Annotated in this window: 24 protein-coding genes; 15 read left to right on the top strand and 9 right to left on the bottom strand. The window is 25.4% G+C overall.

What is annotated here, in order from left to right; genetic code table 11:
• The first annotated feature begins 206 nt into the window (after positions 1-206).
• Genes H8891_RS07510 through H8891_RS07500 form a run of 3 tightly spaced genes read left to right on the top strand, consistent with a single transcriptional unit; the run spans position 207 to position 2580 of the window.
• Entirely contained in the window at positions 207-947 is a 741-nt protein-coding gene (locus H8891_RS07510; protein ID WP_187005863.1) for a recombinase RecT, read from the top strand.
• A complete protein-coding gene (locus H8891_RS07505) occupies positions 948-1916 on the top strand; it encodes a DnaD domain protein (RefSeq protein ID WP_187005862.1) in 969 nt (322 codons plus the stop codon).
• Positions 1900-2580 (top strand): ATP-binding protein, encoded by a 681-nt coding sequence (locus tag H8891_RS07500; protein ID WP_243207779.1) that lies wholly within the window; start codon positions 1900-1902, stop codon positions 2578-2580. Before H8891_RS07505 ends, H8891_RS07500 begins: the two co-directional genes overlap by 17 nt.
• A 58-nt stretch (positions 2581-2638) precedes the next feature.
• Here the strand turns inward: H8891_RS07500 and H8891_RS07495 are convergent, their stop codons facing one another.
• The 3 genes from H8891_RS07495 to H8891_RS07485 form a co-directional block, all read right to left on the bottom strand.
• Positions 2639-3283, bottom strand: a complete 645-nt coding sequence (locus H8891_RS07495) for an SHOCT domain-containing protein (protein ID WP_243207778.1) — start codon at positions 3281-3283, stop codon at positions 2639-2641.
• A gap of 381 nt (positions 3284-3664) precedes the next feature.
• On the bottom strand, positions 3665-4369 hold the full coding sequence (locus H8891_RS15130) for an SHOCT domain-containing protein (RefSeq protein ID WP_207723570.1): 705 nt from the start codon (positions 4367-4369) through the stop codon (positions 3665-3667).
• 326 nt (positions 4370-4695) lie between these two features.
• The gene (locus H8891_RS07485) at positions 4696-5184 is read right to left on the bottom strand and encodes a DUF2798 domain-containing protein (protein WP_187005860.1); all 489 of its coding nucleotides are present in this window, start codon (positions 5182-5184) and stop codon (positions 4696-4698) included.
• Between the two features lie 165 nt (positions 5185-5349).
• Here H8891_RS07485 and H8891_RS07480 point away from each other — a divergent pair, with 165 nt between their 5' ends.
• Together H8891_RS07480 and H8891_RS07475 are read left to right on the top strand one after the other, a co-directional pair.
• Positions 5350-5775, top strand: coding sequence for a MarR family winged helix-turn-helix transcriptional regulator (locus tag H8891_RS07480; RefSeq protein ID WP_187005859.1), 426 nt, complete (start codon positions 5350-5352; stop codon positions 5773-5775).
• 107 nt (positions 5776-5882) lie between these two features.
• Complete coding sequence (locus tag H8891_RS07475; RefSeq protein WP_187005858.1) at positions 5883-6212, top strand: hypothetical protein; 330 nt, start codon at positions 5883-5885, stop codon at positions 6210-6212.
• A gap of 99 nt (positions 6213-6311) precedes the next feature.
• Here the strand turns inward: H8891_RS07475 and H8891_RS15635 are convergent, their stop codons facing one another.
• Positions 6312-6464, bottom strand: coding sequence for a YvrJ family protein (locus tag H8891_RS15635; protein WP_187005857.1), 153 nt, complete (start codon positions 6462-6464; stop codon positions 6312-6314).
• 338 nt (positions 6465-6802) lie between these two features.
• Here H8891_RS15635 and H8891_RS07465 point away from each other — a divergent pair, with 338 nt between their 5' ends.
• Positions 6803-7288: a hypothetical protein gene (locus H8891_RS07465; protein WP_187005856.1), complete on the top strand. Its 486-nt coding sequence runs from the start codon at positions 6803-6805 to the stop codon at positions 7286-7288.
• A 79-nt stretch (positions 7289-7367) separates the two neighbouring features.
• Here H8891_RS07465 and H8891_RS07460 read toward each other — a convergent pair whose 3' ends face one another.
• The 4 genes from H8891_RS07460 to H8891_RS07445 all read right to left on the bottom strand — a co-directional run bounded on the left by H8891_RS07460 (position 7368) and on the right by H8891_RS07445 (position 8884).
• Positions 7368-7520, bottom strand: a complete 153-nt coding sequence (locus tag H8891_RS07460; protein WP_187005855.1) for a YvrJ family protein — start codon at positions 7518-7520, stop codon at positions 7368-7370.
• A 168-nt stretch (positions 7521-7688) separates the two neighbouring features.
• Positions 7689-7919: a DUF2922 domain-containing protein gene (locus H8891_RS07455; RefSeq protein WP_187005854.1), complete on the bottom strand. Its 231-nt coding sequence runs from the start codon at positions 7917-7919 to the stop codon at positions 7689-7691.
• A gap of 34 nt (positions 7920-7953) precedes the next feature.
• Positions 7954-8172 carry a DUF1659 domain-containing protein gene (locus H8891_RS07450; RefSeq protein ID WP_147543679.1) on the bottom strand — a complete coding sequence of 73 codons (219 nt, stop codon included), beginning with the start codon at positions 8170-8172 and terminating at the stop codon, positions 7954-7956.
• Positions 8173-8314: 142 nt separating this feature from the next.
• A complete protein-coding gene (locus H8891_RS07445; protein ID WP_187005853.1) occupies positions 8315-8884 on the bottom strand; it encodes an HD domain-containing protein in 570 nt (189 codons plus the stop codon).
• A gap of 187 nt (positions 8885-9071) precedes the next feature.
• Between H8891_RS07445 and H8891_RS07440 the strand changes: the two genes are divergently transcribed.
• From H8891_RS07440 to H8891_RS07415, 6 genes are all read left to right on the top strand, one after another.
• Positions 9072-9326, top strand: coding sequence for a Mor transcription activator family protein (locus H8891_RS07440; protein WP_187005852.1), 255 nt, complete (start codon positions 9072-9074; stop codon positions 9324-9326).
• Positions 9327-9902: 576 nt separating this feature from the next.
• Positions 9903-10220 (top strand): hypothetical protein, encoded by a 318-nt coding sequence (locus H8891_RS07435; RefSeq protein WP_187005851.1) that lies wholly within the window; start codon positions 9903-9905, stop codon positions 10218-10220.
• 132 nt (positions 10221-10352) lie between these two features.
• Entirely contained in the window at positions 10353-10553 is a 201-nt protein-coding gene (locus H8891_RS07430) for a cold-shock protein (protein WP_147543689.1), read from the top strand.
• A gap of 217 nt (positions 10554-10770) precedes the next feature.
• Positions 10771-11481: an ABC transporter ATP-binding protein gene (locus H8891_RS07425; RefSeq protein ID WP_187005850.1), complete on the top strand. Its 711-nt coding sequence runs from the start codon at positions 10771-10773 to the stop codon at positions 11479-11481.
• The gene (locus H8891_RS07420) at positions 11474-13069 is read left to right on the top strand and encodes a putative ABC transporter permease subunit (protein ID WP_187005849.1); all 1596 of its coding nucleotides are present in this window, start codon (positions 11474-11476) and stop codon (positions 13067-13069) included. Before H8891_RS07425 ends, H8891_RS07420 begins: the two co-directional genes overlap by 8 nt.
• Positions 13070-13327: 258 nt before the next feature.
• Positions 13328-14209, top strand: coding sequence for a hypothetical protein (locus tag H8891_RS07415; RefSeq protein WP_187005848.1), 882 nt, complete (start codon positions 13328-13330; stop codon positions 14207-14209).
• Positions 14210-14260: 51 nt separating this feature from the next.
• Here H8891_RS07415 and H8891_RS07410 read toward each other — a convergent pair whose 3' ends face one another.
• The gene (locus H8891_RS07410) at positions 14261-14800 is read right to left on the bottom strand and encodes a DUF3885 domain-containing protein (protein WP_187005847.1); all 540 of its coding nucleotides are present in this window, start codon (positions 14798-14800) and stop codon (positions 14261-14263) included.
• A gap of 356 nt (positions 14801-15156) precedes the next feature.
• Here H8891_RS07410 and cas3 point away from each other — a divergent pair, with 356 nt between their 5' ends.
• The 3 genes from cas3 to H8891_RS07395 all read left to right on the top strand — a co-directional run bounded on the left by cas3 (position 15157) and on the right by H8891_RS07395 (position 19505).
• Positions 15157-17214: a CRISPR-associated helicase Cas3' gene (cas3, locus tag H8891_RS07405; protein ID WP_187005846.1), complete on the top strand. Its 2058-nt coding sequence runs from the start codon at positions 15157-15159 to the stop codon at positions 17212-17214.
• A gap of 343 nt (positions 17215-17557) precedes the next feature.
• Positions 17558-18205: a CRISPR-associated endoribonuclease Cas6 gene (locus tag H8891_RS07400; RefSeq protein ID WP_187005845.1), complete on the top strand. Its 648-nt coding sequence runs from the start codon at positions 17558-17560 to the stop codon at positions 18203-18205.
• 1 nt (position 18206) lies between these two features.
• Positions 18207-19505, top strand: a complete 1299-nt coding sequence (locus H8891_RS07395) for a hypothetical protein (RefSeq protein ID WP_187005844.1) — start codon at positions 18207-18209, stop codon at positions 19503-19505.
• Positions 19506-19512 lie beyond the last annotated feature (7 nt).

Below are 19512 nucleotides of genomic sequence, written 5' to 3'. Positions count from 1 at the left end.
GTATTAAAGTTATGACTCCTAGCAACTTATTACCGTAATCTAAAAACATTAAAAAAACTACAAAGGTCATAAAAATAAGACAATATTGCAAAATTTTTAGTTTAGATATATTTTGTGGTTTTAATATAAAAATCACATCCTTAAATTGTATGTTAAGTAAATTATAGTTACATATTTTTTAATTTTCAATAAAGGGGGAATTTTTTATGAATAATTTAAAAAAGGAAATAAAAAAGAAGGAAGAAAAGCTTGAAAATTTGGAGATAAAGCCTGTTTATGCTATGAAGCAAATTATGATAAAGATGAAAAATGATATAGAAAGTAGGCTTTTAAGTAATATTGATTTTGATAAGTTTTTAAATAAAGCTATTAATGTTTTTAATTCCAATGAAAATTTTAAGTCTTGTGAGATTATGACTTTTATTAATGCTATGGTTAAGTGTGCTAGTTTAAATCTTGAGCCTAATAGTGTTTTAGGACAGGCTTATCTTGTACCAGTAAAGTTTGGTGATGATTGTAAGGTTGAGTTTCAAATAGGTTATAAAGGAATGATAGAGCTTGCTTATAGAAGTGGAAAGGTTAAAAGTTTGTATGCTAATGAGGTTAAGGCTAATGATGAGTTTTATATTGATTATGGATTAGAGCAAAAGTTAGTACATAGACCATGCCTAATTGGTGATAGGGGAGAGGTTATAGGCTATTATGCTGTTTATCATTTAGACTCAATGGGATCTAGTTTTGTGTTTATGACTCGTGATGAAATTTTAAGTCACTCTAAGAAGTATAGTAAAATCTTTGGGATTGATTTGTGGGAAAGTGAATTTGATGCTATGGCAAAGAAAACTGTTATAAAGAAGTTACTTAAATATGCTCCTTTAAGTATAGATTTGCAAAAGTCAGTTTTATTAGATGAAAGTATAAAGACTAATTTACAAGGGGGAATATAGATGGCTGTTTATAGGCATATTCATATAGATTTTTGGCAAGATGGTTTTATTTTAGATTTAACTCCTGAGGAGAAGTATTTTTATATGTATCTTATGACTAATAGTAAGACAAGCCAATGTGGAATTTATGAGCTTCCAAAGAGAATTATAGAAACGGAAACTGGATATAACAGAGAAACTGTAGAGAAGCTACTTTCTAGATTTGAGGATTATGGGAAAGTTGTTTATAGTGAGGAAACTAAGGAAGTGTTTTTAAAAAATTGGATTAAGCATAACAAAGTAGTTAGCCCTAAGGTTAGAAAGTGTATAGAAAAAGAGCTTAAAAATATTAAAAGCGATTATCTTGTAGATTTATTTTTAAAAGAGTGTGATAGGTATGGATACAGTATAGATACAGTTAATTTAAAATCTAATAAGGCTATGGATAGTGTATGTATACCCATAGTTGAAGTTGATTTAAGTTTAAGTAACCACTATGGGGAAAAAGAAAAAGAAAAAGAAAAAGAAAAACAAAAACAAAAAGAAAAAGAAAAACAAAAACAAAAAATAGAAAGTGAAAAAGAAAGTATAGGTATGTATATAAAAAATAATATAGATGAGTATGCAAAGCTTTATGAAGAAAATATAGGACTTATAAATGGAATAGTTGGAGAGTGGTTAATTGAGTTAAGTGAAGATGTAGATATTAAACTTTTTAAAAGAGCTATAGAAATAGCTACAGATAATAAAAGGTGTAATAAGGGGTATGTTAATGGAATTATTAGACAGTGGAGAGAAAATAATATAAAAACTTTTGATAATTTAAAAGAGTATGAAGCTAGAAAGCAAAACAAAGGGGGAAGTGAAGGTGGAAAGTATGAACAGTCTAAGTATCAAAGAGAGCTTAAAAAAGAGGACTCAAACCTTTATAGAAAGCCAACAGAAGAAGAAATCAGGGAACTTAGAGCATTTATTGAAGAAGAAATATAAATGTGAAAAATGTAGGGATTTAACTTTTATACTAGATGGGGATAATGCAACTTATTGTGAGTGTAGAGCTTTAAGAGAAGCTAAAGATATTTTAAAATCAAGTGGAATAAGTGATGAATTTAGGAAAAAGACTTTTGATAGTTTTAACTATACTTATGATATTCAAGTTATAGATGCTTATAGAAAAGCTAGGGAATATGTAAAAAAATTTGATGAGATAAAAAACAGTAGGAGAAATTCTATAATGTTTTTAGGGCAAGTGGGTTCGGGGAAAACTCATTTGTCCCTTGCTATTGCCAATAGTCTTATGAATGATTGTGTGGGAGTTTTGTATATGCCTTATAGGGATGTTATAACTTATATTAAGCAAAATATTATGGATAAAGAAGTTTATGAAAGTATTGTTAGCAGGTATAAAAATGCAAAGGTGCTTTTGATAGATGATTTGTTTAAGGGGAGTATTAGTAAAAGTGATGTAAATATTATGTTTGAGATAGTGAATTTTAGATATTTTAATAATTTGCCTATGATTGTAAGTTGTGAGATGGGAATTGATGAGATTTTAGATGTTGATGAAGCTGTGGGGAGTAGGCTTTATGAGATGAGTAGGGGTTATTTGGTGGAGTTTAAGGGGAAGAAGCTTAATTATAGGATGTATAGATAAAAATAAAAGAAACAAAAAAATAAGGAGTGAAGATAAGTATATCTTTACTCCCAATTTTTTATTTATTTAAAAGTTCTTTCTTTTTCATTTCAAATTCTTCTTTAGTTATTGCATCTATATCTAATAACTCTTTATATTCTTTGATTTGCGCAGGAATAGACTTTTCACTAACATTTATGCTAGTTGTTTTATCTAAGTCATCTGCATCAGAATTATCTCCAAGAATTACTCTAAGTCGCTTTAACCCCTTTAAAATTTCCATATAGTTTTCTTGAGCTTCTTCGAGTTCATATGATGAATATCTAAAAGTTAAATCTTCTGTAGAGTTTGTTGTATGAATATATACAATTATTGACTCAATGATTTCTTTAACTTTATTATTAGAACTTTCATATGCACTTCCTATAGTTGCATTGTTAACACAAATTTCTAGTTTAAGTATAGAGTTAAAATCTATAATTTTTTTTGTTTCATAATTATTATGCCCTATACAAATTGTTTTATTTTTAAGCACAATTAATTGGCTTTCTTCGCTATATTTGCTTAAGTTAATATCTATATTATCATTTCCACCAATTTCATCAAGAATATTTTTACTTCTGTCAATACTTGATTCTTCCTTAACAGATTTTCTATCTGTTTCTTTCCAAAACCATAAAAACATGAGAAGTAATACAAATCCTATAATTTCTTTTAATGTCAACTAAGTTCCTCCTTGTATAAATGTAATTTATCTATATAATATCAATATTAGATATAAAAATCTAGATTCAAATTCCATTTAATGGAAAATAATACTTTTAATAAATGTTTCAAATATAGTAGAAGATACCATCAAATATTTGTTGAAGTTACACTATTAAATAAAAAGATAAATCTCTTTGAAGTGTTCTTAATTTTTATTTTAATATATATTAAGTATCTGGAATTCAATCAAAAGATGAAACTGAATAGATGCATATGTTTCCTATTCTAATGATTATATAAATCATCTAGTGAGGAAGTAATCTAATTGACTAAGATAAATAAGTTAAGATAATTATAAGCATAAAATAAGGAGTAAAGATAAGTATATCTTTACTCCTTATTTATTTAAAAGTTCTTTCTTTTTCATTTCAAATTCTTCTTTAGTTATTGCATCTATATCTAATAATTCTTTATATTCTTTGATTTGCGCAGGAATAGACTTTTCATTAAAATTTATGCTGGTTGTTTTATCTAAGTCATCCATACCATAAGTATCTCCAAGAAGTACTTTAAGTCGTTTTAAACCTTTTAGTATTTCGTTATAGTTTACTTGAGCTTCTTCAAGCTCACATGATGAATATCTAAAAACTAGTTCTTCCGTATATTCAGCTGTATGGATATATACAAATATTGATTCAATAATTTCTCTAACCGTATTTTCAGAGTATTGATGAGCAGTTCCTACGTTTGCATTATTTATTCTAATTTCTAGTTTAATAACAGAATCGAAATCTATAAATTTTTCAGTTTCATAATTATTATGTCCTATATGAATAGTTTTATTTTTAAGAACAATTAATTGACTTTCATCCCCATATTTACTTAAGTTGACATCTATATTATCAACACCACCAATTTTATCAAGAATATCTTGACTTCTGTCTGTACTGGCTTCCTCTAGTTTTAATTTTTCTTGTGTATCTGAAGTTTTTACTAACCAAATACCAAAAATCCCAAATAGAATAACTGCACATCCAAGTATCTTAGAATAAGCAACAAAAAATATTATCCCAAAAAATATTATTAGTATACCTGTAGACAATATAAAAAACCTCCCATTTTGCAATTAAATAAACTTTTCTATATTATACCAATATTAAATATTTAATACTATATTAAAATTTACAGAAAATGCGAAAAGTTTATTTTCAAGAATGACAGTTCATCATCAACAGAAAAAAATGAACAAACAATTATGAGATAGCATTGAGAACTTGAAGTTAAATATTAGCAATCTAAGCATATGTTTTGAGGATGGATTAATAAATTTAAATATATAATATTTTTTATACAGAGGTATTTTCTTTTTTTAAATGTAAAAAACTTAAAAAGGACTATGAATTTTAATTCACAGTCCTTCAAATACATCTAAATTTTTAAACTAGTTGATTTTGTGTTTAAACTTTCTGGTGGGAATAACTTAAAAAATATTGTTCTCGCAGATGGCGAAACAATCAATAAATTCAATGGTATTGCAAATACAAAATTTTTAACTATATTACTACCATAAGCTGAAAGTAAGTGTTCATTAAACCCTACATTTACAACAGCTCCATAAAATGACATCCATAATACCATACCACACCCCATAAAAAAGGTCATACAAATAGCTTTCTTTTTAATAGAATCATTAGGTTTAATTATTTTAGGCATTATTTTGCTTACAATTTTCCCAACTATAAAAACATCTCCTACTAGTGCAAATAAAAAGGCAGGAATAAATCCTAATACAGCATGCTTAAGCACATTAAAAGATAAACCTTCCATTAAAGCAATGTTATAACAGCTCATTATAAATACCATTGATGTACATATCATTAAAATAAATATAAAATGTTCTACTTTATTTTTTCCCAAATCATTCATCTCCTTATAATAGTTTGTAAACTTAGTTGACAAAAACTATTATAAATTCTTTGATTAAATATGTCAATTAGGTTGACAAAAATAATGATAATATTAAATTTATAATGTATAATATTCTTAATTGAATATAATATATTTTTAATATAGGAGAAAAAGATGAATTCATATTTAGATAATTTAAATTTAATAGATTTATTAAGTGAAAAACATGCTCAACTTCGTAAAATTGTTAGGGATAAATGGAGTGAAAATGCTGGAGAATATATTACAGACACAGAATCATATATTATAGCTTTACTTGAAAGAAAGCCTATGACAGCTTCGCAACTTGCTAGAATAATTGATATATCTAGGCAAGGGGCACATAAAAATACTAAAAATCTAATTGCAAAAGGATATATAGAAATAGAAAATTGTGATAGCTCTTCAAGAGATAAAACACTTACACTAACTGAAAAAGGTGAAAAATTTTGTAAAGAAACTTTAGTTTTAAAAAATCAATTAGAAAAATCAATTGAAGAAGTTATTGGTACTGAAAATTTAACAGTTTTAAAGTCATGTCTTAAAGAAACTTGGTTTTAATTACCTTAAAATAAAAACTTACTTATAATAGTTACACTAAAAGTCATTGTAAAATATTTTTTTAAGTGTATAATGTATAAAATTAAACAATCAGAAGGGGAATTAACTTGAGTAAAAAAACTATTATTGGAGGCTATATACTAATTGTAATGATGGTAATTTTAGTGTCTATATCTTATTCTTCTAAGATAGATAATCCATTTATTGGACTAAAAGGAATGGCACAAATATCTATCGGCAAAGAAAAAGTCGAAAAAATTTCAGATGAACCACTAAGATATATAAGTAAATCATATGAAGATTTTACAAGTTATATGGAGTCAAAGGGTTATACTGTTGAGCAAATGGGAAGAGGCTTTCAACTGCAAAAAGGTAATGAAAGTAAACTATTAGTATCTGAAGGTTTCATGGGAATGTATGAAATATTTAGCGAATAAAAAGATGGCATCTAATGCCATCTTTTTATTGTTTAAATAATGTTAAATTTCAACACTATATTAAACATAGCCTAATTTTAAAATTTATATTTATACAAATTACTTAGTCTTTATAACATTAATATTCTTACTCAATTCATTAATACTATAACAAAGCACATAAAGCTTCCTCTCAATCCTAATTAATAAATACATACTAATAACAATAGGAAAAACAATATTAGCAATAAGTATTTGAACATCAGAACTCACAAAAATACATACTTCCTTATCCTCACAAAAAAAGTGGCTATAGTAAAGATGGCGAAGGATTAGCGAAGAAATTATATGGATTCTGACGCAACGTTAAAGCCACGCCTCACCGGCTTTACAGTGAAGGAAGAACCATATAATTTCAAGCTAACCCGAAGCCCCCTAACTAGCCACCAACTAACCCACAACTAAATCAAACTCAGTAAGCATTTGAAAAAACACCCTATAAACTACTTATAAATTCTATTTAATAAAGCTAATTATTATTGTTTGCAAAATATAGAAATGATACAATGTGAATAAATAGTAGGGGCTATTAAAAAGGGGGAGATTTATAAATGAATATTAAAAAAAATCATAAAGTAGAGGATATTTCAAAGTATTTAATTGAAAACTTTAACGCCACAGAAATTACAATAGATGAATTTTTAACAAACAATCAAGACATAAGTGAAGATACATTTGAAGATATTTCAAAAATTTTAAAAATAGAAGATGAAAATATTATTCAAAGTTTATTAAGTGAAAATGAAAAAGAAGAAATACAAATTACAATAGAACATTTAAATAAAATAGAAGAGGATTTAAAAGAAGATTGCTCTTCATATGTTAATAAAATAAGCACAGGCAAGCTAATAATTATAATTTTAGAAAGCAAAGATAAAACAACTTTATCTGGATTTATTATGGAAGGCGCTGGTCAAAAATTATTTGATTATTTAATGGGTTTAATTGATGAACCTATTGAAAAAACTTCTAACCCAATAGATGAATTAATAGAAGAATTAAGTCATTTTAGACCTTATGGAAAATACTTTAAGTAAACATAAAAAAGTGAGAGTATTACAAACATACACTCACTTTTTTATATTTATACAAAATTATCTTAAAACTTAAAATACACTACTTAGCTTTCATAACATTAATATTTTTACTCAATTCATTAATACTATCACTAAGCACCTGAAGCTTTCCCTCAATTCTAATTAATAAATACATACTAATAGCAATAGGAAAACCAACATTGGCAATAAGTGTTTGAATTTCAGAACTCATAAAAATACCTCCCTTCACATAAAAAAAGTGGCAAAGCAAGATGGCGAAGGATTAGCGAAGAAATTATATGGATTCTGACGCAACGTTAAAGCCACGCCTCACCGGCTTTACAGTGAAGGAAGAACCATATAATTTCAAGCTAACCCGAAGCCCCTAACTAGCCACAAACTAATCCACAACTAAATCAAACTCAGTAGTATCAGTAACAACTATCTTAGCCTCAACAGCACGAACTAAACTAGAATCATAATGATTAAATATATCCTTAGAAACTATCAAGTCCATACAAGCTTTTATCTCAGCCTCTGTTATATCTTCTCTAGGATCATCAACAGATATAGAAACACCTCTACCTAAATCAGTCATAAAACTCATAACAAGCTTTTTCTTAACCTCCATAAAAACACCTCCTTTCAACTAAACTAAATACTAACTAATTCAAAATAGTATTATCTTGCTTTAAAATTTCAAGCTCATCATGAACCTGAAGATTTATAATAGCCTTAGCAACATCTAATACATCTTGACTAGTAGCATCAGGACGAACATTATTATAAGTCCTACTTTTTACAATAGTCTTACCATCATCATTAAGACCAGCATCTAACTTTATCTTTAAAGCTGATGGATTCTTAGTTTCAGAAACTGCCATTTAAATCACCTCCTTAACTTGTTAACATAAGTATAGAGGTGACATAGAAAAATCATCAAAGAAAGTATTTGAGAAAAAAATAAAACGTATCACTTAATTGTGATACGTTTTATTTACTTGCGATATAGTCAATTCTAAATAACTAAGCTTCACTTTTTTGAGCTATTTTTTCTGTCGTTCTTTTGTCTATTTCTTTTTTTAGCTCTTTTAAATAAGGAGAAAAATCAACCTTATCCGAACCATAAGTAAACTGTAAGTCATATTCTAGCGGAATCCAAGTACTAATATCCGCCTCGTTATGTTGAATGACTGCTTCTAAATTATCTAATGCTTTGTAAAGCTTTGCTTCATCAGTCTTACGTTCATTCATTTCCTTTAAAAGTTCTGTGAATTCCTCACGATAAGGAGTAGGGAAAGTTGAAATCCATTTAAAAAATGCCTCATCCTCTTTTTTACTATCTTCTTCTTTTTTCTCAAAAGTAGGAATATCACCAGTAAAGGCTTCCCCTAAATCATGAATTAAACACATACGAATTACCTTGTCCATATCAATATCCGGGAATTCATCACGCATTAATAATGCCATTAATGCAATACGCCAGCTATGTTCTGCCACACTTTCATGACGTCCGCTTGATGTCCATGAGTGCCTAGTATTGCATTTTAGTTTTTCTGCTACTGTTAATATATCTAGAAATGTCGCTGTATTCACACCAAGTTCCCCCTAGAATTTTTATTTATGAAATATTATAACAAATATACTTATAAATTCATATTTATCTATATGATATCTAAAATATATTTACTTCGCATTATATAATAAAGGCAACCTTTGAGCCAACTAGCCACACCACTTCTTTTAAAATAGCTAATATAATTAAATAAAAGGAGTGAAAAAAATGATTGAAAAAATAACTATCAAAGAAATACCCCAAAACAATCAAGATTTAGCTCAACTAATAGGAATAGAAAACTTTAAAAAACTAGTAAAATACATGGGAGGAAGTTCCATATACATACCAAAAGAACAAACCTTAATCCTAAGCTTAAGAAATAAAAATATAAAAAAAGAATTTAATGGAGATATAAAAATTTTATCTAGAAAATATCAAATAAGCCAATCACAAATAAGAAATATACTAAAAGAAAAGTAATAGAAGGTATAGTGTTTTAATATATCCTCTTAAACAGTACATTTAAAACATAAGTAATAAAAGTGATTTATAATAAAATGACTAAATTTCAAAAAAATAAACAAAATATATTATAATAATACATCTTTTGAGGTGATAAAATGAGTATCTCCAAATTAATTTTATTAATTTTTGCTGTTTTATTAGGTGGATATAATGTATATACTCTTTATAAAAAAGATCAAGGGTAAAATATCTATACTTTAGATGTATTTGTTTATATTGTATTAAAAAAATAGTGTATCTGCCGAAATTAATATATTTCATAAGATACACTATTTTTACTTTTATATTTCTATAAAAATATTTCCCACTAAAGCACTGGATAATAGAATAGTATTTTTTCATCTTATATATTAAGTAAACTATTGTTGATGAAAAATAATGTTTTGAAAAAAATAAACGATTTAGTCCAAAATAAATACATTTTAGTCCACTTTTAAGATTTTTTTAAATCTATAAGTTAAAATAAATCATAGATTTTTCAACTCATATAAGTTTAAAAAATTTATAAAGCATTTAAAAAGGAGTTTTATTATGACATTTTTTAGTTTATTGATTAACTGGGGACAGACTTTATTAATTGGGATTCCTTCACTAATTATCATCTATTTATTATCTGGAAAGAAACCTATATCAAAATCAAAAGTAAAAGAACAAAAATTTTTAATTCGTAGTAATTCAGTATCACAAAGTTGGATTGCTCTTATGATTACAATGATATTTGGAACATTTTATGATTTTTACAATGGTACAAATGTTGAAATTTTAAAATATTCTTCACTAATGTATTTATTAACAGGAATAATTGTATATGCTATTTCTTATATTTTAAATAGAAGAAGGTTTATTTAAGTGATATATAGCATTTAAAAAGAAATTAAAATAAAAAGCTATCTATTATTAATAATATATGCTATAATAATACTTGTAGCGATACAAATAAATTAAAAGAGACCTAGAAATAGGTTCATAGGAGTATATTTAATGATAAATGGAACAGTAAAATGGTTTAACAATGAAAAAGGATTTGGTTTTATATCAGTAGAAGGTGGAGATGATGTATTCGTACATTTTTCAGCTATACAAACTGATGGGTTTAAATCATTAGAAGAAGGTCAACAAGTAAACTTTAATATAGTTAAAGGTGCTAGAGGTCCTCAAGCAGAGAATGTAACTATATTATAATATATATATATTTTCGGGAAAAAGACACATCGAGTGTCTTTTTTTTTATGCTAATTAATAATTTGAATATTATATTTATAAATTATAATGTATTAAATTTCAATATCATGCCAAAACATAGCCTTAATTTAAATTAATGATTGAATAATTCTGTATCACCTATTATATTATTTATATAACAAATGATATAAAATTATAATAATAGGGGGATAATCATATGCTAAAAATTATTAATTTATCTAAATCATATAAAAATAAGAAAGCAATAGATAATATTTCCATTGAAGTAAATAAAGGAGAATTATTTGGTTTTATTGGACACAATGGAGCAGGAAAAACAACTACAATAAAATCAATAGTGGGTATACACAATTTTGAAGAAGGCGATATATTAATAAACTCAAAGTCAATTAAGAAAAATCCCATTGAATGCAAAAAAGATATCGCTTATATTCCAGATAATCCAGATATTTATGAATCTCTAACTGGAATACAATATCTAAACTTTATGGCAGATATTTTTGAAGTAAGTAAAAATGAAAGAGAAGAAAAAATAAAATACTATTCAGAAAAGTTTGAAATAAATAAATCTTTAGGAGATTTAATATCATCTTATTCACATGGTATGAAGCAAAAACTAGTTATAATTTCAGCTTTAATTCATAGTCCTAAAATATTAATATTAGATGAACCTTTTGTTGGATTAGACCCAAAGGCATCATTTATCCTAAAGGAAATCATGAGAGATTTTTGCAATAATGGAGGCTGTATATTTTTCTCAACTCATGTATTAGAAGTAGCTGAAAAAATATGTGATAAAATAGGAATAATTAAAGGTGGTAAATTAATCGCTTATGGCAATACAAATGAAGTAAAAGGGGATAAATCACTTGAAAATATATTTATGGAGATGATTGAGAATGAATAATTTAGCACTTTTAATGAAAATAAATATATTAAATCTAATAGGATATAACAAATTAAAAAATGGTGGTAAAAAAGAAAAGAATAAGGCAGTAGGTATGGCCTTATTAATAGCTTTAACCACAGTAATATTAGTAACATCTGGATTTTCATTATGTTTTTATCTATCAGATTTTTTAATACAAATTAATCAAATAGAGCTACTACTTATAATAGGTATAATTGGATGTAGTTTTTCTACATTATTTACATCTTTATATAAAGCATCTTCATATCTTTTTCAAAGTAAAGACTATGAAATGTTAGCAAGTCTACCAATAAAACAATCTACAATATTAAGTAGTAAAATATTAATACTTATTTTAAATAATTATTTATTTGCAAGTGCTTTTATTTTGATACCAGGTATTGTATTTTTTATAAAAGTAGATACAAGTTTATTATATATACCATTTTTAATTATATTAACTTTAGCAACACCAATAATACCTATTTTAGTTTCATCTTTAATCGCATTTTTAATAACAAATGTATCTTCAAGAAGTAAAAAGAATAATTTCGTTTCAATAATATTAAACTTAGTATTAGTAGCTGTAGTTATGTTATTATCTTTTAATCTTCAAAATATAATAATGAATTTAGTACAAAATAGTTCATCAATTATTGAAGTGACGAAAAAGATATACCCTCCAGCTTATTACTTTGTAGATGCACTTAAAAATATTAACATTATATCGCTATTAATATTTTTATTAATATCTATATTACCAACGGCACTATTTATATTTGTATTTGCAGATAACTTTAATAAAATTAATAGCAAATTAAGTGAAACGTATAAAGCAAATAATTATAAGTTTAAAGAATTAAAAACTTCAAAATCTGTAATAGCCTTATTAAGGAAAGAAGTAAATAGATATTTATCTTCAACTATTTATGTTATAAATAGCTCTATAGGTATGATATTACTACCTATATTTGCAATAGCAATAGTATATGTAGGATATGATAAAATAGCACAATTACTTGAGATGAGTGTAGTAGTGGATATGATGAAAATTCAAATTATAGGATTAATAGCCTTTTGTATAATTATGACTAATACATCTTGCGTATCAATATCTCTTGAAGGGAAAAACCTATGGATATTAAAATCATCTCCTATAGATGAAATGGAAATATTTAAAAGTAAAATATTATTAAATATACTGTTAACCATTCCAATATCAGTAATAAGCTTTTTAGTAATTGCAATAAAATTAAATTTTGAACTTAAGACAATTGTTGTAGTAATACTTTCAATAGTACTATTATCAATATTTATTGCAATATTAGGACTATTTATAAATTTACTTTATCCAAAACTTGAGTTTACTAGTGATGTTCAAGTTGTTAAACAAAGTGCTAGTGTAATAATATCAATGATTAGTAATATACTATATGTAGCTATGCTTTGTGGCATAAGTTATATATTAAAAATAAATAATTTTGAGTTCTTCTTAATAATATCAAATAGTATAACTTTTATTAGTATATTAGTTTTATATAAACTATTAAAAACTAAAGGAGTAGAATTATTCAAAAACTTATAATAAAAAGTCTGGGTATAAACCTAGGCTTTTTTATATATAAATATTAAAAACTTAAATTAATCTACACTCTTAAAATTTTACTCACAATCTATATAAAATTTGATGAATAACTGTATCTTAATGAAATTTTCTATATTTGCTAATTAACTTTAGTTTGTATGAATATTAAAAAAATTCCATAAAAATATTCATTTTAATGTAAAGCAATATTAATAATATGGTATTATTTAACCATAATGTGTAGATTTGGGGGATTTTATGAAGAAAGAGATATTTAAAAGAGAAGAGGTAAAATTAGGAGTTGCATTGATAATTCTAGGATGGATATTTGAGTTATTTGTAAAAGATGGAATGAACATATCAATTTTAATAATGTTTTCATACCTAGGTCACAAATACATTGGGGGAAGTAAAAGCGAAGAATTATATAAAAACTATGAATTTATAGATGAAGAAAAATTCAAAAATGGATTAAAGAAATTCGCTATATTTGTAGATATATACGTAGTAATTAGGATAGTCAGTATAATTTTAAGTAAATACAATGGATACACCATGATAGAAACTTCATTAATTTTTATTTTACTAATACCTTATGAAAACTATTTATCTAAAAAGTACGTTAAATGTATTCACAATAAAGACGAAAATATTAAGAGAGTATTTATAAAATACAAATTTATAACAATAATTCTGTGTATAGCCTTTATGATTTTTACAATAGCATTTTTTAAAGATATAAATGAAGGAAAAGAAAAAGGATTTGTTAAAGTCTTTAATTATGAATATAGTTTAACTTTAAAAAACAATAAAAGAGAAGTTTTAACAAAATCAAATTCTATAGAATCAAAAGCTATTGAAAATAATAAAAATGAAAAATACTTTGATACATATATAAATAAAGCTAAAAGATGGATAGATTTTAAAGTTTTAAAAGTATATTCTTATTTTGGAATGGGATTTATGTTTTTAATGATTCTAATTCAAAATATAAAATACAAAACTGAATATGAAGTAATTTCAACTATACAAATGGTTTTTATAACTGGATTTATAATATTTTCTATGATTGGAATTAACGATATTCACAGTAATATTGAAGATGATTTATTAACTTATATGAGTGAAAATATACATTAGAAAATAAAAAGGAAAACTAACTTACTTAAAAGATAGTTTTCCTTTTTATATTTAACTTTTAATTTTAGATATAAAATTTTCATCATTAGAAAAAATATCAACACCTCTATCATCATATAAAAAGAAAATATTTTTACTTTTATTATCCATAATAAAAACAGAGCAATCTAAAACTGTATCTTCACATATATCAGAAAGAATTATTTTTTCAAAAAGCAATTTAACATCTATTTTATTCGTATTCCAAACATATCTTGTACCGTTGAAATTTTCATCATCATCACTCCACTTAAAATAGTAAACAGAGCATTTAGCTGAATCTAAACAACTTTCTATAAATTCTTTTTCACCTTTATTATAACTGCTGTATTTGTCTTCAAATAAAACTGTTAAATCATTTGAAAATCCACATTTTTTCCATAAATCGTATGCACACTTAACACATAAGTCTACATATTCAGGTCTACAAATAGCTTCATCATTATCATAAATTTCATAATAAGGAGATTCATCTTCAGCTAAATAAAATGAAATACGATTTTTAGTTTTATTTAGGTAATTAATAATTAAATCGTTTTTATATAAATCCATTAAATTTTCATCCTTTACTAAAATTTAAATTATAATATACAATCATTTAAACTCTTATTCAATTATAACATTATTTATAAAATATATATTTAAAATTAAAGCTAAAATTTGTAACATTGGTGAAAAAAACTAAAATAAAATGACTTTGAGATGATAAATAAGAAAATAAGTGTAATAACAAGTTGGTTGCTTACAAAAATTATCCTAGTAGAGCATAGTGATAGGTATTATCCAAAATTAAAGAAAATATGGAGTTATGATTAGATTCGTAGTAAGTAATAATGAAGGATTGTATTATACAAAAATAAAAGCTAATATAAAACTATATATTATTTATAAACAAAAATGGGGGAATTATGGAGAACTTTTTAAGAATCTTATTTGGTGTAGAGAGAGTAAAATTGACAGAAGTACAAGAAAAAATTAATAAGTGTAATATAAATAAAAATCAGCTTATACTATCTTCATGTGGGTCAGGAAAAACAGAAGCTTCTTACTACATGGTAAAAAAATGGAATAAAAAAGTATTGTATGCATATCCTATGAAAACTTTAGCGAGTTCTATACACAATAGGCTAAATAAATATGAACAAATACTTAATTCTGGCAAAGTATGGACAATACAACATTCAAGTGCTAATGAAGATAAATTTTTAAGTGGAGATATGTGTATAACAACTATAGATCAAGTTTTATCTGGATACTTAGCAATAGGTACACAGTCATTTATAAAAGGTAAAAATGTTGTAATAAGTAACTTTATATTTGATGAGATACAATTATTTGAACCAGGCAAAACTTTGAAAACTACTATATGTATGCTTGACAAACTTAAAGATAATGGTAATAAATTTGTCATAATGACAGCTACGATGCCTAAAAAACTAATAGATTTTTTAGCAGATAGATATGATATGCAAGTTACTATAACTGATAAGCCATCTGTAGATAATAGAGAAGTAAAGTTATACTACCAAGAAGATTTAAATATAAAAAAAATTGAAGATTTTGATACAAAACAGATAATAATATGTAACTCTCAAAAAGAACAAGAAGAGATATACAACAATATTAACAATAAAGACAGAGTCATACTTTTAAATAATAAACTTTTAAAAGAAGATAGGGAAAACATAGAGATGCTAGTATTTAAATACTTTGGAAAGGAAAGTGAAGAAAATGATAAGATATTGATAACTACTCAAATAGTAGAAGCTGGTATGGATATATCTGCAACAAGGATGTATTCGTCATTATCTCCTATAGATAGCTTAATACAACGAGAAGGAAGAGTTTGTCGTTGGGGAGGAAATGGGGAGTTAATTGTTTTTAATGGATTTTATGATATATATGATAAACAAGTATGTGAAAATACATTAAAAAAAATAGAGTCAAATCAAGGCCTTATATTTAATTGGGGTACTCAAAAGAAGTGGGTAAATGATATTTTGAATCCATTTTATGAAGAGCATCTTAAAGACTTAAAAAGATTTAGTAAATTTACAATGAAAAGTGGAAATAGAAATGACTTAATAAGAGATATAGAGAATATAAACATAATAGTTTCTAAATTTTATAATAAGGAAGACTTTGAAAAGTGTAGTATATCTATATCTAGAAATACGTTGAAAAAACTATCTACCAATAATACCTTCTATAAAATAAAAGGAAAAGAAGTAGTAGAGATAAGTGAAAGAGATATAGACAATGGAGATACTATAATCATTGAAGGTAATGATTGTATATATGATAAAGTAGGATTTAGATTTAAAGAAGGGTTTGTTGCTAATGAATTTCCATGTGAAAACAAAGAAAAGATAAAGATAAAGTTTGGGGATTACATAAAAGAGCCTTGGATATATCATGCATTAGCTACTAAAGAAATAATGAGATACAAGTTAATAAATTCTAATTTTAAAACATGGACAAATGAAGAAATAGAAAGATATTCTACATTAGGAGCTCTTCATGACTTAGGAAAATTAAATAAAGATTGGCAAAAGTTCATTGGAATGGATGATAAACCTTTAGCTCATAATGTATTCGCCAAACGAAATAGTTCATTAATAAAAGATGCTAGACACAATTTAATATCTGCTTTAGCAATAGATGGATTAATAAATAAAAAGTTAGAGTTTAATCTCATTATAAATCATCATGGAAGAATAATGCCTACTAAAACAATTGAAAATACTAGATATTATGATATGGTAGATGGATATGATGAACTTGTGGCAAAAGTTGGATATGAAGGATTGGTTATAAAGTCACAGCGCAATATAGATATATTAGATAAGCATTTAATGACACCTTCAGATAAAGATTGGGTAGATTTTATATATCTTGAAGGTATATTGATGGAGTCTGATATTGAGGCTATAGATAAAGTGAGAGAATATGAATTAAATAAGTAATTAGTTTATTTTTAATATCTAAAATTACAAATAATGAAATAAGAAAGAACTCTAGAAATAGGGTTCTTTTTTATTGTAGGATGGCTGTGCTTTTAAATATCTGTATGTAAAATATAAATTAAAGTATAAATATGAAGCAAAAATATAGAAAATGAAAATAGATTTAGGACTAATATGAGATATTTGATATAAATTTCTACATAAATTTACAAGGAAGAAGGATTATTATAGAAAAAATGGAATATTATAATTATAAAATATTAATATTATACATGATTAGTTTAACTTATTTTAATATTTAAATAGAGGTGTTATTACTTAAGTAAGAAAGAGGGGGTTGAAGTTGAGGATTAAGGTTAGTGGGGATATAATATCTAAAACAAATATAAATAAAAATAATTATCATCATGGCACATATGCTATGATTTTAGATAAAATAGATGAGAATTTGGCACACAATATACATAACCAAGACTCTAAAGAATACAGATTATTTACTTTTTCGAATATATATATGAAAGAAAATAAGTTTCATATATATATATCAGGATCAGATAACATAATAAACAGCTTTATAGTAAATATAGAAAGAAATAACATAGTTAGAGTAGAGGATATGGTTTTAGCTATAAATAGAATTACTCCATGCAAAGAGCTTATAAAAAAGGACAAGTATTTACTTAAGGGAAAAATAATAACTACAGAAGTTGTTGATGGCAAAAAGAAATTATTAGTATCGGATAAAGATATAAATACTAAACTTAAACTTGTGTCACAAGGTAAGCTAAAATCTATGGGTGTAGATGGAGATATACAATTTGATATACTTAAAAAAAATATTAAAACTTCAAAATATAGGCAAGGAGTTCATATAAAAAGTTATGATGTATTGTTATTAGTATCTGGAGAGTATGAAGCTATTAAAACTATATATGAAGTAGGCATAGGGGAAAATACTGCTTCTGGACATGGGTTGTTGTGGGAGGTATAAGATGACTACTTTAAAAATTTTAAAAGAAGAAAATGAAGTTATGGAGTTATCCATAGCAAATGGACTTTTTTATATACTTAGGGAAAATGATATAGAGTGTAGTCTAATAAATAAAGAAGCTGCTTACATAATAGAAATAAATGGAGATGTAGATTATGAAGAAGATCTATTATTTCCTGAGATGACTAAAGAAAAAATTACAAATAAAAATAGTACTATGAATAAATCTGAATTAGAGAAAATTCTAGTAAAGGTAAATCAATATCTAAACAACCCTAATTACTTAGGCGAAATATTTAAATATTATGAAAGTTTAGATGAGAGTATGCTATCTAAAGATATACTATCTAAAGATGGTGCTTTATTTATAGGTACATCAACCTATACAAAAGGAGTTAGAGGGTATAGTGTAGCAGGAGCTAGCTCATTAAAAATACCATTATATAAAAAACTTATATCATTTGTTGGATTCTTAATGGCTGCTAGCTATTTTTCTATAAAGGATGTAGTTGAAGTTAACCCAATTTTAATACCTAAAAATACAGACGAATTCATAAGGGCAGAATTTATCTCTTATCGAGATAAAGAAACTGGAGATACAAGACATCTAAGGATGATAAGTAAAAAAGATCCTAAAACCATATCTCTAAGTAGACTGTATTTATTAAGTTTAAAAAAGTTAGCACAAAAAACTATACTAGAAGGATATGAAGGTATATGGCTAATACAAGTAGTACCCACAGCTAATAAACCTTTAAATGATAAAACTATAAAACTTCCAGTACATAATTTATCTATAGAATTTATAGATGAACTACTTAAAAAAGTAGAATATTCAAGTACAGATAGAGATGCAAAATTAGCACTATGTGATTATTTATTAAATCAAGACTTTGAAAGCTTTTCAAATATGATATGTGCTTTTTCAAAGAGTCAAACAATTATGATTGATAAATATTTTGAGGAGATGATAGGGATGAGAACAGAGAAGGAAAGTTATATATATAGTAATGAAAGTATAAGAGTTTTAGGAAGAGGATTAAATAGACTTATAAGAGACAAAGTTGGATTTTCTATACAAGTAAACTTACTTAGCTGCTCAAATAAACAACAGCTAATAGAGATAATAAGAGATTTAAATTTATTATACTTTAGAAAGTATAAATCATACTTACTAAATGATAAAAGTTATATAGAAGTGTTAGATTTGGTTGAAGATACTAAAACATTAAAAATAGTAAGAGATTCTATATTAACTTTTAGTACTATATATATAAATTCAAAAAAATATGATGAATAGGGGGATA

Origin of the sequence: Paeniclostridium hominis, assembly GCF_014306135.1 — a bacterium.
Lineage (GTDB): Bacteria > Bacillota > Clostridia > Peptostreptococcales > Peptostreptococcaceae > Paraclostridium > Paraclostridium hominis.
The sequence above is the reverse complement of the archived record's forward strand: the minus strand, read 5'-3'. Positions and strand labels throughout refer to the sequence as shown.